Origin of the sequence: Arcicella rigui (assembly GCF_034929435.1) — a bacterium.
Taxonomy (GTDB): Bacteria; Bacteroidota; Bacteroidia; order Cytophagales; family Spirosomataceae; genus Arcicella; species Arcicella rigui.
Genome location: NZ_JAYFUM010000001.1, coordinates 403947 through 420560 on the forward strand (window position 1 = coordinate 403947; position 16614 = coordinate 420560).

General features: G+C 36.2%; 11 protein-coding genes. 5 read left to right on the plus strand and 6 right to left on the minus strand.

Going from position 1 to position 16614, the window contains the following annotated elements:
• Positions 1–142: 142 nt before the first annotated feature.
• Positions 143–2245 (plus strand): alpha-amylase family protein, encoded by a 2103-nt coding sequence (locus VB248_RS01870; protein ID WP_323295024.1) that lies wholly within the window; start codon positions 143–145, stop codon positions 2243–2245.
• Between the two features lie 119 nt (positions 2246–2364).
• Positions 2365–3522: an iron-containing alcohol dehydrogenase gene (locus tag VB248_RS01875; protein WP_323295025.1), complete on the plus strand. Its 1158-nt coding sequence runs from the start codon at positions 2365–2367 to the stop codon at positions 3520–3522.
• 44 nt (positions 3523–3566) lie between these two features.
• On the opposite strand, the gene VB248_RS01880 is transcribed toward VB248_RS01875, so the two are convergent.
• The 5 genes from VB248_RS01880 to VB248_RS01900 all read right to left on the minus strand — a co-directional run bounded on the left by VB248_RS01880 (position 3567) and on the right by VB248_RS01900 (position 8089).
• Positions 3567–4439 (minus strand): Rpn family recombination-promoting nuclease/putative transposase, encoded by an 873-nt coding sequence (locus tag VB248_RS01880; RefSeq protein WP_323295026.1) that lies wholly within the window; start codon positions 4437–4439, stop codon positions 3567–3569.
• A gap of 54 nt (positions 4440–4493) precedes the next feature.
• A complete protein-coding gene (locus VB248_RS01885) occupies positions 4494–5003 on the minus strand; it encodes a hypothetical protein (protein WP_323295027.1) in 510 nt (169 codons plus the stop codon).
• 65 nt (positions 5004–5068) lie between these two features.
• Positions 5069–5752: an ABC transporter ATP-binding protein gene (locus VB248_RS01890; protein WP_323295028.1), complete on the minus strand. Its 684-nt coding sequence runs from the start codon at positions 5750–5752 to the stop codon at positions 5069–5071.
• A gap of 1 nt (position 5753) precedes the next feature.
• Entirely contained in the window at positions 5754–7013 is a 1260-nt protein-coding gene (locus VB248_RS01895) for an ABC transporter permease (protein WP_323295029.1), read from the minus strand.
• Positions 7010–8089 (minus strand): efflux RND transporter periplasmic adaptor subunit, encoded by a 1080-nt coding sequence (locus tag VB248_RS01900; RefSeq protein ID WP_323295030.1) that lies wholly within the window; start codon positions 8087–8089, stop codon positions 7010–7012. Before VB248_RS01900 ends, VB248_RS01895 begins: the two co-directional genes overlap by 4 nt.
• 246 nt (positions 8090–8335) lie before the next feature.
• Here VB248_RS01900 and VB248_RS01905 point away from each other — a divergent pair, with 246 nt between their 5' ends.
• The 3 genes from VB248_RS01905 (at position 8336) to VB248_RS01915 (ending at position 12303) form a co-directional block, all read left to right on the plus strand.
• Entirely contained in the window at positions 8336–9388 is a 1053-nt protein-coding gene (locus tag VB248_RS01905; protein WP_323295031.1) for an arginyl-tRNA--protein arginylyltransferase, read from the plus strand.
• 12 nt (positions 9389–9400) lie between these two features.
• Entirely contained in the window at positions 9401–10078 is a 678-nt protein-coding gene (locus tag VB248_RS01910; protein ID WP_323295032.1) for an NAD-dependent epimerase/dehydratase family protein, read from the plus strand.
• Positions 10079–10392: 314 nt separating this feature from the next.
• Entirely contained in the window at positions 10393–12303 is a 1911-nt protein-coding gene (locus VB248_RS01915; protein WP_323295033.1) for a propionyl-CoA synthetase, read from the plus strand.
• Positions 12304–12388: 85 nt separating this feature from the next.
• Here VB248_RS01915 and VB248_RS01920 read toward each other — a convergent pair whose 3' ends face one another.
• The gene (locus VB248_RS01920; protein ID WP_323295034.1) at positions 12389–16558 is read right to left on the minus strand and encodes a hybrid sensor histidine kinase/response regulator; all 4170 of its coding nucleotides are present in this window, start codon (positions 16556–16558) and stop codon (positions 12389–12391) included.
• Positions 16559–16614 lie beyond the last annotated feature (56 nt).

Here is a 16614-nt window from a genome sequence, read left to right on the forward strand (position 1 = left end):
TTTATTTCTTAGCGTTTTACAGCGTAACCTTGTTTGATATACTTGTCAATTTATGATTACTTTCCAACGTAGGCACACAGCCACACTTTTGTTTTAAGTAATTTATTCTATTTTTATGACAAGAACCTTTAATATTTAATCTATGAGAATCCTTTCCCTGTTTTTATTATTATCATGTTTGTCAGAAGGCATTTTTGCTCAACAATCATCTCCCAAATTTTGGTGGAAGCAAAATAATTTAAGAGTAATACAAACCAATCTTCCTGCCTACGAAGCCGCTACGCTCAATCCCGATTCCTTAGTAAAAGATTTAGTGGATTTTTCTGCTAATACGCTCATCATCAATGCAGGAGGAATCATGGCTTTTTATGATACCAAGCTGGATTTTCATTACAAGAATCCTTGGATGAAAAATAATATGTTGAAAGAAGTAGTGGATAAATGTCATCAAAAAAATATTAAGGTCATCGTTCGTTTTGACTTTAGTAGAGTTCACGAAAGTATCTTCAAGGCACATCCAGATTGGTGTTATATCTCAGCCAAGAATGAGCGTATTATCAATACTGATATGTATGTTGTTTCAATCAACGCCCCTTATGTGCAAGAAAAGGCTTTTAAGATTATTGAAGAAGTCATAGATTTTTTTCCTGTTGACGGAATCTTCCTAAATATGCCGGGTTATCAAGTAAATAACCCTTATGAAGGCAAATATCATGGTATCGACCAAAATGAGTATGATAAAAAACGTTTTGCCGAATACAGTAATGGAAAAACCTTACCAACAGTAGAAGATAAAGCCGACCCAGTTTTTCAAGAATACTTAGCTTTCAAAAAAAGTACCATTGAAGATTGGTCGGAGCGATTGCATAAATTAGTAAAGTCCAAGAGCGAACAAATTGCTATTTGTACTTATCTGGATAAACACGTGGACATTATTCGCCATGAATCCCAAACCAGTAATTTGCCTTATTGGCCATATTCGGCATCGGATAATGTGAGTAATGCACGCAATTCGTTTCCAAACCATATTATCAGTAATGCAAGTATTCAGCAAATCTCATTTCAGTCACGTTATAATGCCGCCGAACCAGAAGAAGTAAGTATCAGGTTGTACGAAAATATTGCCAATGGTTCAGGTTTAGATATGAGCATGATGGGCGATATGCGAGGTTATGAAGACGAAAGAAATTATCCAGTGTTTAAAAAGATTTACGCTTTTCACAAAAAGCACGAAGCCTATTTCGGAAATTATAAATCTGTTGCCAAAATAGCATTAATAGCTCCAGGTTCATGGCCAAATGGCGACCCCATGCAAGAGTACCGAGGTATTCAGTTAATGTTAAAAGAAGCACATTTGCCTTTTGATATTATTGAAGATGCACAGCTTGCCAATGTAGCGGATAAAGTAAAACAATATCAATTAATCATCCTGCCAGAAATTACTTACCTAAAACCAGAAGCCATAGCACTACTGAAAGAAATAAGCAAAGCAGGGACAAATATTATAGCCACCAACAGAAGTTTATTTGATAGTCCCGAAACATTGAAAGAGCTATTCGGAGCAAAGATTATCAATAAAGACCACGACGGAACAGGCTTTTATTTACAACCAAATGATGCTAATATTCTCAAGCGTTTTACCCTGCAAAAAATGCTGTTTTGGAAATTCAATTTAGGGCTTTATGATTTATCAGGAACAGACAAAAAGCTATTTCCAATCCTAAGTAAAGGAAGACCCGGGCCGCCAGAAATCATTGGAGGACACGACCCAATTAATTACTATGCGATGGGAATAAAAGAATTCCCACAAAGTAAAAATGTAATATTGCCCATCAATATCGGGAAGCTATACTATTTACATGGCTACGAAGAACATAAAAATATACTTTTAGATGCGATAGATTATATATTTCCGAAAGCAAAAGAACTTGTTCAAACCGATGCACCCGAAAGGATAGAAGTGATTTTGCAAGCCTACGGAAAAAATATAGCCAATAAAAATATCGGAAATACAGACAATGGTTTGATAGTACATCTCATCAATCTTACAGGCTTTAGTGGGAATTCTTACTTTGATGCCTTACCTGTTTATGGACGTAATTTTACAATCAAGACAAGCTTCAAGCCTTCAAAAGTATATAACTTAGCTACAAAATCACCTGTAAAATATACATGGAAAGATGGTTTTATACATTTCCAAGTAGCTAAAATTGGCGAATACGAAGGCATTGTAATTGATAAATAAAGCAAAAAGGATTGAGACGACCGTATAGAGAAAACGTATCACAGAAACTTTTCAAACCACAGGCTTGTTGAGGAATTATGCAGTTTTGCATTAAAATGATAAACAAAACAAAATTCACCATGTTAAATTTCGATTTTCAGAACCCCACAAAAATCATTTTTGGTAAGGGACAAATCGCTACGATAGCCAAAGAAATTCCTACGGACGCAACAATATTAATGACTTATGGCGGAGGAAGTATCAAGACAAACGGCGTTTATGAACAAGTAACCAAAGCTTTAGCAGGCAGAAAAGTAATAGAATTTTCGGGTATCGAACCAAATCCAAGTTATGAAACTTTGATGAAAGCCGTAGAAATCATGCGTGCTGAAAAGGTTGATTTTGTATTAGCAGTAGGCGGCGGTTCGGTCATAGATGGAACAAAATTCTTAGTGGCAGCCGTAGATTATGAGGGCGACCCTTGGGAGATTTTAACCAAGCCTGTGCGTACAACCAAAGCAATGCCTTTCGGAACAGTACTTACTTTGCCAGCAACAGGTACAGAAATGAATTCTGGAGCGGTAATTACCCGTAAATCAACGCATGAAAAATTAGGAATGGGTGGCCCAGGATTATTCCCTAAGTTCTCGGTACTCGACCCAGAAGTAATCAAAAGTATTCCTAAAACACAATTGGTCAATGGTATTGTAGATGCTTATACGCACGTATTGGAACAGTATTTGACCTACCCAGCAGGTGCTTTACTACAAGACCGTTTTGCAGAAAGTATTTTACAGACTTTAGTAGAAGTAGCTCCAAAAATCATTGAAGACCCAAGCGATTATCAGGCAGCGGCTAATTTTATGTGGAGTTGTACAATGGCTTTGAATGGTTTGATACAAAAAGGCGTTCCGACCGACTGGGCAACTCATGCCATTGGTCACGAACTAACAGCCTTGTACAATATCGACCATGCAAGAACCTTAGCGATAATTTTCCCTAATCTTTATAAAGTACGTTTCGAGAACAAAAAGGAAAAGTTGGCACAATACGGGCAGAGAATTTGGAATATCACCGAAGGAACTTTGGAAGAAAGAGCCAATGCTGCCATCGACCGCACAGTAGCGTTTTTACATGAATTAGGCGTAAAAACTCGCTTATCTGAATACACAGATGATTATGCGAAATCAGCAGATTTTATCGAAAAACGTTTCACAGAAAGAGGTTGGAAAGCTCTCGGCGAACGTAAAGACATCACGCCTGCGATAGTAAAAGAAATTGTAGAGTTGAGTTATTAATCAATAGCTATGAAGTGTGAAGCTCTGAGATTTTTATTAAAATCTCAGAGCTTTTCTATTTCTTCTTTACTTAACTTAGTTGTCAAAATAATAAGCTCAGTAGGAACACCATTGGCTTTGAGCGTTTTAGCTATTTCTAATTTAGCTTTCAGTTCTCCTTCTTTAATACCATCTGCAATGCCTTCGTTATAGGCTGTTTCTTTGGCATAGTCGAATGTTGCCTTGTTGTCTCTAAAAACCTTCAGGCTACTTTCATAGCTATCTAATTCTACTTGGTTGTATTTGGCAATTTCAGCTTTCTCGAAAGCTTGTGTAAATACTTCCTCTTTAAAGATGATAGGTATCGATTGGAAATCTTCTAAATTTTGGATAAAATACAGCCATTTATCTAAGCGAGTTTCAAGTTCTGCTTCGCTTTTCTTGAAATTGGGCATTTCAAGATAGATATAGGTAAGTTTATCGTAAAATACTTTCCCCTTTTGGTCTTTTAGTTTGATAAAATGAACAACCTCGTGTTTTTCTGTTTCAGCTTCGTAATCATCAAAAGTAAAGTCTAAGATACCAATACAGTAAACAGCTTTTAAATTATAATTCCAATTACCCTTTTCTGCTTGCTCTCTGATAGGGAAAGTTGAGTAATAGATAGTTCTTTCTCTGAAGTAATTTTGCTTCGCTTTTTGAAGTTCAACAATGAACTTCTCACCCTTTTCATTTTCGCAGTAAATATCATAAATCGCTTTTCTATCAGCATCTGTTATGCCTAATTGTTCGGCATTTTTGAATGATAAATCAACAATTTTATTGGCTTGAGGCAATAGGGCATTCAGGAAGTCAAGTAATTGGGGTTTACTTGCTTCTTCGCCAAAGATTTTTTTGAATCCGAAATCTGTAAATGGGTTGATATATTTTGCTCTCATGATATAGCTAATTGATAATCAAATTTACGGAATAACACTCAAGAATCTGATATTTCATAATCTGAATTCATAATTTAGATCTTCAATTTTTTCCTGAGCCTTAATAATAAATCTAATCAAAAACAATGGTATTAGGTTTAATCCAGCTATTATTAAATCGCCATTAAAATTGATTGATAATTGTGATGTGGGCAGAGAAAATGTGGTTCTTAAAAGTAGGTCATCTGTATAATCGATGGTAAAAACTACTCCAATACCAGCAATGAATTGGTAAGCATATCCAAACAATTCAAAATAAAATACTTGTAATGCCTGATTAATCATTGAATGTTTTAACCCGTTTTCAATTTTACCTTTCAATAACTGTTTTCCAACAAAAATGGAGTAGGAATTAAGAATTGTAAGAGGGATAATGAGTACTAAAAAGAAGAGTCTATCCATTGTAATTATACTGGTAGAAATAACCCAAATTATATTACCAATACCATAAACACCACCAGCAATTTGGTAATACGATAGTGCTTTTAATCTACTTTTTAAGCTGTCTCTTTGAGTTTTATTCATAGTGATATAAGTCGCATAATAGATTTGAAAGTTTTAATCATAAAAATAACAAAAATAAATTTATTTTAACTCTTAATAATCCTCCCATCCTCCATTTCAATAATTCGATTTGTTCTACTGGCAAAGCTTGGGTCGTGGGTTACGATTAATAGGGCTTGGTGGTACTCGGTGGCTAATTGTTGAAAAATTTCAAAAACTACTTCTGTATTCTTTTTGTCTAAATTGCCCGTAGGTTCGTCGCCCATAATTATCAGTGGGTCGTTGATTAAGGCTCTGGCAATGGCTACTCTTTGTTTTTCTCCGCCCGAAAGTTGTGTCGCACTTTTCAAGGCTTGGTTTTCGATGCCTAACTTTCTGAGATGTTCCATGGCTCGGTGTTCTAATTCTTGCTCTGAATATTTATTGAGTTTCAAACCTGGCAACATGACATTTTGTAAAACCGTAAACTCATTCAATAAATAGTGAAATTGAAAAACAAAACCAATTTTTTCATTTCTTACTCTTGCTAAATCTTGCTCTTTTTTGCCTTGCATACTGATACCATCAATCAATAATTCGCCTTCATAGTCGGTATCCATTGTAGAAAGAATATACAGCAAAGTAGATTTTCCACAACCAGATTTTCCTACGATTGAAGTAAATTCTCCTTTGTTTACAGAAAAATTAATATCCTTCAAAATCGGAATCGTTACGGGGTCGTGGAAACTTTTGTTGATGGCTTTTGCCTCAATAATGGTTGAATGTTGCATATTATTTTCCTCTAATAATGTCCACAGGGTCGATTTTACTTGCTTTGCGTGCAGGGAAAAGTCCAGCGAAATAGGTTGTGATTAATGAGAAAGATATTCCGATAAAGTAAAATTTAAGGTCGTAATTTATCGGATAGGTACTCACGGTTGGCAATGCTGCTGTATTGAATGGAATTTGGTCGATAACCGAAGAGAGTAAAAACCCACAAACTAAACCGGTAATTCCACCAAAAAAGCCAATACTTAGGGCTATCGTAATAAAGATTCTATTCACATCTTTTCCCGAAAAACCTGTGGCTTTTAAAATGGCGATGGTATCCATTTTTTCATAAATCATCATGTTCAGAATATTATAAATCCCAAAACCTGCCACAATTAATAAAGTAATTCCCACGGCGTAGGAAATCAAAGTACGAATTGAACTCCCAGTTTCAAACTGCGAATTGGCGGTTTGAATATCTTCGGCATCGGTATTGAAAATATGGGCGTACTCTTTGCTAAGGACAGGAGCGAGCGTCATGTCTTTAAGTTTTACCTGAATGTCGGTAACATAACTGTTGGTAACTCCCAATAATTTTTGTGCAGTTTTGATGGAAGCATAACTTTGTACTTTATCAATATCCACAATGCCCGACTGAAAATAACCAACTACTTTCAAGGGAAATCTTTCGCCTTTGGGCGTGGTAATTTGAATGACATCACCAATTTTTGCCAGCATTTTGTCGGCTGCACCTTTGCCCAAAATAATACTGTTAGGTACATTTTTTAAATCAAGATACGAGCCTTCGGTAACATAATCTTGAAAGAAAAATAACTTACTTTCTGCTTCTACATCAATGCCATTTACAACGCCTGTAATGTCTATTTCGCCAATATTATAAAATACTTGTGCCGTCATTTTTGGCGAAATGCCCAGTACTCGGTCGTCTTTGCGAAGCACTTGCATGATTAATCCGTTGTTACGGATTTCGGTGCTGTTGCCACTTGGTTTGATAGATTTGATAAAATTATGGTAAGCCTTAAACCGCCCAGAAAGGTCGATAGGTTGGTTTTTACTGGCTTTTATATCATTAAAAAGTCTAACGTGTGGCGTGCGGTTGAGAATTAAACTATCCAATAAATCGTTCAACCCATTCATAAAACCCAATAAAGTAATGAACATCGTGATACTGAAAGTAACCCCTACGGCTGCCACAAGTGTTTGTCGCCAGCGAGCTAATAAAAGCGATTTAGCGATACGAATAATCAGTTTTGTGTTCATTTTGTAGGTTTTAGAATGATGTCTTTGGCTTGTAAACCTGAAATGATTTCTACTTTTTGATAATCTTTCAAACCTGTTTTTACTTTTATTTTTTCATTCTTTTCGTTCAAAACATAAGTGTCTTCTATCAAATAATTTCGTGGAATGGTCAGCACTTTTGCTTTGGTTTGTAGAATAATATTGGCTTCAACCGTCAGATTTGGGAAAAGTAATTGAGGTTGTTTTGTAAAGTTGGCTTTTACCGTGAAGGCTCTTGTTTTTTCATTCATCAAAGGGTCAATCTCTTCAACCACAGCTTCAAAAGCTTCGCCTTGATAACTGTCTAAAGTCACCATTATTACTTGTCCTTTTTTTATGCTGACAATATCGTCTTCATCTACTTGCAATTCTAAACTGAACAAATTGGCATCGCCAATCGTAGCCACAGCCGTTTGTGCATTTACCATTTCGCCTTTTTCTTTTTGCAAACTGTACAATCGTCCTGTGTACTCGCTTTTCAAAGTATAATCGGCTTCCATCGTTTGGCTAATGGCTAAATTTTTCTTGGATTGTGCTGCCGAAAAATTTACTTGTCGCTTCAATTCTTTGTACTTCAAAATGGCAGATTGATACGCAATTTTTGAATTGCTATAAGCCAATTCTCTTTGCTCGAATTCTACTTTTGTACCTACTTGTTGTGACCAAAGATTACTCTGACGGACAAAAAGTAAAGAATCATTTTGAAGTTTTTTATGAGCCAGTTCTATCGCAATACTCAAATCTTTCAGTTTGTCGGCATTGGCTTGAAGAGCAGAGTTTTCAGCCAACAAAGCCGCATTTTCGGTATTTAGTCGGCTGGTTTGGTTAAAGATTTTCATCAAAGGCTGACCTTTCTGTACGAAATCTCCTTCTTTCACATACAGCTCGTCGATGATACCGCTTACTTTAGAAAAAACTTGATATTGATTTTTACTTTTTACAATTCCTGAAGCATACACCGACTCCGAAATATTCATTATTTCTACTTGTGTTTGCTCTTGCTTTTCTTTACAAGAAAGGAATAGGAGGGAAAAGAATAGAAAATAGACAATTTTCATCTGGTTTTTGGTTTGATATTACACTAAAAGATTGCTTTTAAGTGATTTATCAAAAGTAGCAAATTCGCTGTATAAATGGAAGGTGATTTTTCTCAGTCTTTATTTTGAGCTTTGCGGTTGCTATTCGATAGAGAAATTTTAAGAGCGAGCCAAAAAAGTATTCGTATTCTGAATAAAATCCATACTTTCAATAGACAAACATTTTGCTTACTTTTATCACTATTTACCTTTTGTTTTTGATTAAAGATGCTTGCGAAATTAAACTATCCAACCGCCCTACATCCTAAAGAACTTGACAATTACCTTGCTCACGGATGGTTTAGAATGGGACAAACCATTTTTACGACTAATTTTCTGAGATTTTCAGGTGTATTTTACAGTGCTATTTGGCTAAGAATTGATTTAGATACTTTTGTGCCGTCTAAAACACAGCTAAAATTAGAGAAACTCAATGCCGCTTTTAGCGTTGAAATTGTACCAGTAAAGGTAACTGCTACGCATGAAGAGCTTTTTTTGAAGTATAAAAATCATATCAGTTTCGAGGCCGCTCCATCTTTGGAATACTTACTTTATCATGATGGCAAAAATGATATTTATAATACTTATCAAGTAAATATCTACGACCAGCAAAAACTGATTGCAACAGGTTTTTTCGATTTAGGCGAAAACACTTCCGCAGGCATTAGTTGCTTTTACGACCCCGACTATCGCAAATACAGTTTGGGAAAATACTTGATGTTGCTAAAAATGAAGTATTCAAAGCAGCAAGGTTTGAAGTATTTTTATCCAGGTTATTTTGCACCGGGTTATCCGCTTTTCGACTATAAATTAGACTTAGCAAAGTCTTCGCTTGAATACTATGAATTGAGTTCTTTATCGTGGCAACCCTTTAGCAAATACGCTCCCGAAGATATTCCACTGGTGATAATGAAGCAAAAGCTATATGAACTTTCAAAAATCTTAAAGGAAAAAAACATTACTCATACTTTCTTTGAATACGAATTTTTTGATGCCGACTTGTTTGCATCACTCAATGGTTTAGATGTATTAGATTTTCCTGTTTTTTTGTATTGTTTGGATGTAGATTGGGGAATTACAAAGGCAATAATTGTGTTCGACCTTAGAGACCAACAGTATCATTTTTTACTTTGCAATAGCTTGTTTAGTACTTTAGATAGCATCAATGTTGATAATCGCTATACAACCAATATTTTAAAAGTAGTGCAACCTTTGTTTGCTTCAGCTTCGCCAACACACATGGCTCGGGCAGCGGTGAATTTACTTTTAGAATCAGAATAACAACAACGCACAATGAAACAGCGTACAATTAAAGTAATCGTCACAGGGGCAACAGGTATGGTAGGCGAAGGCGTTCTGCACGAATGTCTATTGCACGATTCCGTAGAGGAAGTTTTAGTAATCAATAGAAAACCTTGCGGAGTGAGTCACCCGAAATTAAAGGAAATCATTCACCAAGATTTCTATGATTTTACAGCCGTAAAATCACAACTTACAGGCTACGATGCCTGTTTTTTCTGCTTGGGAGTTACCTCTGTTGGCAAAAAAGAGCCTGAGTACACCAAACTCACTTATACGCTGACTTTGGGTTTTGCAACAATACTGAGCCAACAAAATACAGATATGACATTCTGTTATGTTTCTGGTGCAAGTACCGATAGCACAGAAAAAGGGAAAAGTATGTGGGCAAGAGTAAAAGGAAAAACAGAAAATGATTTGATGAAATTGCCATTTAAGCAAGTATTTGCTTTTCGTCCGGGCTATATTCATCCCACAAAAGGCTTGAAAAACACCCTATCATTTTATACTTATATTGGTTGGATGTATCCGATTTTAAAAAGATTTTTCCCCAATTCCGCCAGTACTTTGCAACAAGTAGGCTTGGCAATGATAAATGTAACGTTGAATGGTTATCAGCAAAAAATCATTGAAGTGAAAGACATTAACCAATTAGGAAACCTTGATTTTTAGGTAAAATAATTTTATCAATAGCCCTAAATGTTGCTGCATTTTAGGGCTATACTTCTTCTTTTTATAGCTCATCTTGGGTAGTTTCATAGCCAAAAGTACAAATAGCTAATTAGCTAAGTTTTTTAAGAGAATTTCTTACTAATTCTTAAATTAGTACTTAGAAAACAAATCAATTTTTTGAAGGAAAATTTCGAGGGAATAAATGTTCAAAAACCAACGATTCCGTTGAACATTTAGGTATTTATTTTTAGTGAAAATACTCAGCGAAATTACTTCAGGGATATAACAAAACAATTGTATAAACTTATAAATCAATGTATTACGTAGAAAGATACTCTTTCAGCATCAATAGTCGAGAGGCTTTTTGGGCTGAACAAGCCACTAACATTTCGTGGTTCAAAACTCCAGAACAAACGCTATCTGTTGACGAGAAGGGTTTTTATAGATGGTTCAAAGGAGGCAAGATGAATACTGCCTATTTGGCCTTAGACTACCATGTAGAGAATGGTAGAGGCGACCAAACTGCCCTTATTTACGACTCCCCAGCTACCAAATCAGTAAAAAAGTATAGCTATACAGAATTAACAAGCGAAGTAGCCAAATTGGCGGGCGGACTTAAAAAATTAGGCGTTGCCAAAGGCGATACCGTAGTGATTTATATGCCCATGATTCCACAAGCGGCAATGGCAATGTTGGCTTGTGCAAGGCTTGGAGCTATTCACTCAGTGGTGTTTGGCGGTTTTGCTCCGCACGAATTAGCCGTTAGAATCGACGATGCAAAACCTAAAGTAATTATTTCAGCTTCATGCGGTATCGAGTTTGAAAAAGTAATTCCTTACAAGCCTTTGTTGGATGATGCCGTTCATGCAGCCGAACACAAACCTGACCATTGTGTGATTTTCCAAAGACCACAAGCTCAGGCAGCAATGACCGAACCCCGTGACGTAGATTACGAAACTTTAGTAGCAGATGCCGAAGAAGCACCTTGTGAAATCGTAGATGCTACCGACCCACTTTATATTCTTTATACTTCTGGCACAACGGGCAAACCTAAAGGTATTGTAAGAGACAACGGCGGTCATGCTGTGGCGATGCACTTTTCGATGAAAAGTATTTATAATGTAGAGCCGGGCGATGTTTATTGGGCGGCTTCGGATGTAGGTTGGGTAGTTGGGCATTCGTACATTATTTATGCACCGTTGATTTATGGTTGTACTACCATTTTGTTTGAAGGAAAACCCATCAGAACTCCCGATGCAGGTACTTTTTGGCGAGTGATAGAAGAGCATAAAGTAAAATGTTTCTTTACTGCTCCAACGGCTTTTAGGGCAATAAAAAAAGAAGACCCGCATGCCGAATTGATGAAAAAATATGACCTTAGTTCATTAAAAGCCATTTACTTAGCTGGCGAACGTTGCGACCCGCCAACCCTTGAATGGTTACAAGAAATTACACAATTGCCTATTTTAGACCACTGGTGGCAAACCGAAACAGGTTGGGGAATTGTAGGAAATATGGTTGGCATTGAAGCTTTTCCTGTAAAAGCTGGCTCGGCTACGAAGCCAATTTGTGGTTTTGAACTCAAGATTTTGAATGAAGCAGGCGACGAATTACCAGCCAATCAGAATGGTTATGTTTGTATTAAATTGCCTTTGCCTCCCGGTTGTTTACCTACACTTTGGAATGACGACGAGCGTTTCCAAACTTCTTATTTGAATACTTTTGAAGGCTATTACCTCACGGGTGACGGCGGTTATATCGACGACGATGGCTATGTGTTTATCATGGGTAGAATCGACGACGTAATCAATGTAGCAGGACATAGACTTTCAACGGGAGCAATGGAAGAAATCATTGCTTCGCATCCAGCCGTGGCAGAATGTGCTGTGGTGGGTATCGCAGATGAATTGCGTGGACAAAGACCTGTCGGTTTTGCAGTGTTGAAAGATGGACAAGCCATTGATGAAAGTACTTTAGAACAAAATACTGTTTCATTAATCCGTGAGCAAATCGGAGCGGTAGCTTTTTACAGAAATACCATTTTAGTAAAACGTTTACCGAAAACTCGTTCAGGAAAAATTTTAAGAAAAATTATGCGACAAATTGCTGATGGTGAATCCTTCAATGTGCCATCAACGATTGATGACCCTGCAATTTTGACTGAAATAGCCGAACGTTTGGAAGAAAGAAAAATCGGAAGTGCGTTTGAATTATTAGTAAAATAGTGTTTAGTTCATACAAAAAATGCCTAACAATATTAATCATTGTTAGGCATTTTTTGTATAAGCTATTTTGTTGAAATAAGGTATTTTACACTACTTCTTTGCTGAGTTTTTGGTAATTGGCATTAATTTTCCCACCCCATTTTTCTAACAGTTTCACAAAAGCCTCCAACTGGAACGGTTTTCCAATATAATCGTCCATACCTACTTCATCACATTCAGACTTACAGTCGTTCATCATGTTGGCAGTCATTGCAACAATAATTGGCTGAATGATATTTTCTTTTTTACGAATAAGACTGGTAGCCTCCAAACCATCCATTACAGGCATTTGTAAGTCCATCAGTACAATATCATAATGTTTCTTATTGAAAGCTTCAACGGCCAATTGACCATTTTCAGCTAAGTCGGCCTCATAGCCTAATTTACTCAACACTTTAAGCGTGAATTTCTGATTCATTGGATTGTCTTCCGCCACTAAAATAGAAATCGGGAAACGCTCTGCAAAATCGCTGGCTAATTTCTGGACAACGGGCTGATTACTTGATTTTTCAGTCAAAACTCTATTTTCTTTAAGTGTTAAATTAGTAAGGATATTTTTATATAAAACGTATTGTTTTACGGGTTTTGTCATGACCGAACAGAACAAGTGCGAGAAATCCTTGTGCTTTTCATCAGCAATTGAACTTAAAAGAATGATTGGTAAGTTGGGTTTTTTATGATAAATAACTTTAGAAACCTCAATACCATCCATTTCTGGCATTTGCATATCCGTAATGACAAGGCTTAAATCTGGATGTTTTTCTACGTACTCCAAAGCCTCTTTTCCAGATGATGCCACTATCGGAATCATTTTCCACAATTCAAGCTGAGATTTTAGAATACTTCTATTGGTTGAATTATCATCTATCACCAATATTTTTTTGTTTTCTAAAAAGTCTGCTCGCATCGGTGCTGGCGGAGCTATTTCAGGGGCATTGCTTGGTTCTACTTTAATGGTGAAAGTGAAAGTTGTGCCTTTGCCATAAGTACTTTCAACTTCCATTTTTCCGCCCATGAGTCGTACCAATTTTTCGCTAATCACCAAGCCCAAACCTGTACCGCCATAACGGCGAGTGGTAGAAGAATCTACTTGAGAAAAGGCTTTAAACAGACGGTCTAATTTATCTGCTGGAATACCAATGCCTGTATCTTTTACTTGGAAACCAATTTCTAAGGCTTTATTTGGTTCATTTCTCACCATAAAGATTCGAGTGAAAATTTCCCCTTTTTCAGTGAATTTGATGGCATTACCAATCAGATTCATTAATACTTGTCTCAAACGCAAACTATCACCAATAATTTGTGTAGGTACATCTGGTTCAATTTGATAAAGTAAATCCAATTTGAGCGTAGCTGCTTTTACGGCAAATACATCCAAGATTTCTTCTGTACAAACTCTGATATTAAAATCCTTCGATTCTAATTCCATTTTACCAGATTCAATTTTAGAAAAATCTAAAATGTCATTAATTACCGCCAATAAATCATCTCCACAAGCGTGAATCGTTCTTGAATAATTTCTTTGTTCTTCGTTTAATTCTGTTTCTTCCAAAAGCGAGGCTACTCCGATAATACCGTTCAATGGCGTTCTGATTTCGTGGCTCATAGTAGCCAAGAAAATACTTTTAGCTTTGTTGGCTTGTTCGGCTTCTTTTCGGGCTTTTCTTTCCTGAATTGTAGATTCCATCAACTGAGCAGTACGCAATTTTACTTCTTTTTCAAGAAGCATTTTTTGCTTGTTCATCTTACCAATGCGGTATTTGTAATAGCCAAAAGTACCGCCAATGATTGATAGAAACATAATTAACTTAAACCACCAAGTCAGCCAAAAGGGTGGAAGTATCGTAATGTTAATGGCTGTTCCTTCGTTGTTCCAAACGCCGTCGTTGTTAGAAGCTCTTACTCTGAATACATAATTTCCCGGGTCTAAATTGGTATAAGTGGCTTCTCGTTTCGTACCGATTTCGTTCCACATTTTATCAAAACCTTCCAACTTATAAGCATACTGGTTTTTTTCAGAAAGTGTATAGTTCAATGCTGAAAATACAAACGTAATAACCGATTGCTCTACCGATAGCACAATTTTAGGCGTTTCGGTGATGCTTACTTGAAGTGGCGAGTTTTTTTCGTTTTGTTTTACAGATTTATTAAGTATCAGTAAATCAGTAATATAAACAGGTGGAATGTAGTCGTTGTTGGTAATACGTTCTGGATAAAAAGCATTATAACCATTTGGCCCGCCAAAATAAATGCGTCCATCACTTGTTTTGAGTGATGAATTAGATTTGAATTCGTTGCCTTGCAAACCATCCGAAATATCATACTTACGAAACTTTTTGCTGTTTGGATTGTAGCTGGCAATACCTTTGTTGGTACTAATCCAATAGTTCCCAGTATTGTCTTTTACGATAGCATGAATGACATTATTAGGCAATCCGTTATCTTCTGTAATTCTGGTAAATGTTCCTTTTTTTGCTCGATAAATACTTAGCCCTACACCAGTACCAATCCATAAATCTCCGTTATCATTTTGGAAAATGGTATTAATCAAATTGCTACTTAAACTGTTTACATTTTTAGGGTCATGCTTATAATGCGTAAAAGTTTTGGTCAGTGTATTGTATTTATCTAAGCCATTTTCTGTGCCAATCCAAAGATTATTATTTTTATCAAGATATAAAGCTCTTACGAAATTGTCTGCAATCGTATTGGGATTGTTGGGGTCGTTCAGAAAATGCGTAAAAGTTTTAGTTTTACGGTCATAATAATTAAGCCCACCTCTCCAAGTACCAACCCAGAGATTAGCCTGTTGGTCTTTTGCAAGACAACTTACACTTTTCGCTGAAAGGCTATTCGAAAGGTTTTCATCTTGAACATGATGAGTAAATTTTCCAGTTTGTGTATTGAATAAATCAAATCCGCCTCTGTGGTAGCCCAGAGCTAAAATATCTTTTTCGACCTCAATAACCGAAACTACATAGTCTGAATTTGGACTATTAGGGTTATTCGCCTGTTTTTTGTAAAAAGTATATTGGTTGGTTTTAGGGTCGTATTTATTCAAGCCACCGCCATCAGTACCTATCCAAATATTTCCTCTTGAATCGTTTGTAAGTGCAAGAACAATATCATTATTCAAGCTATTTTGTCCAATGCGGTGTTTAAAAAGGGGAAATTTATTAGTAGATTTTGCTAAGAAATTCACGCCGCCCGAATACGTACCCACCCAAATATTACCGATATTGTCTTTGTATAAACAGTAAATGGAATTGTTACTTAGACTGTTGTTGTCGTAAGGGTCGTTGATAAGTGTTGTAAATGTATTTTTTGATACATCATAAATACTTATTCCACCGTTTTCAGTTCCTATCCAAAGATTGCCAAAATCATCTTCAACAAATGAAAGTATGTCGTCGTGTCCAAGGCTTTGAGGGTTGGTAGGATTGTGGCGAAATGACAAAAATGTATTGTCAGCAGGATTGTACTTAGCGATACCACCAGCCAAAGTACCCACCCAAAGATTGTTCTTGCTGTCTTTAAAAACAGCTTTTATAAAATTGGAGTTAAGACTTTTCGGGTCTTTTTCATTATGAAAAAACTGTGTAAATACTTGGGTTTCTGGATTGAGTTTATTGAGTCCGTTTTGCGTAGCTATCCAAATATTTTGCTTGTCGTCTTCACAAATTCTAAAAATGTAATCATTGCTGATAGAGTTTTTATTTTGCTCATCATGCTTGAAGGCAATCGTTTTTCTATTTTTAGGATTGAATAAGTACAAGCCAGCGTTTGTTCCAAGCCAAATTCTTTTTTTACTATCTCTAAAAATATCTCTGATAATTAGCTTGCCATTTTGTGTAAAAACGTGCGAAAAAGTCTCTTTTTTTCTGTCAAATTTATCAAGTCCGCTACCAGTGGCTACCCAAATATTACTGTCTTCGTCTTCTAAAATATCGTAAACACTGTTGTCGGCAATACTTTCATTGTTCGTAACGATGTGTTTGTAAATCGTAAATTTATACGCATCAAACTTATTAAGACCTTCGTCCGTAGCAAACCACATAAAACCCTTGCTATCTTTCAAGATAGCACTTACATGGCTTTGCGAAAGTCCCTCATTATTAGAAAATCGTTTGAAATTAACGTAATCCGACTGGGCAAATATGGGAGGTACAGCAATATGAAAGTAAATAAGCGATATGAATATAAGTCGTTTCAACATAATTGATAGTTCGTGGTTATGCTTTATTATCAGATTCAGGATTAATACAAGTTTGA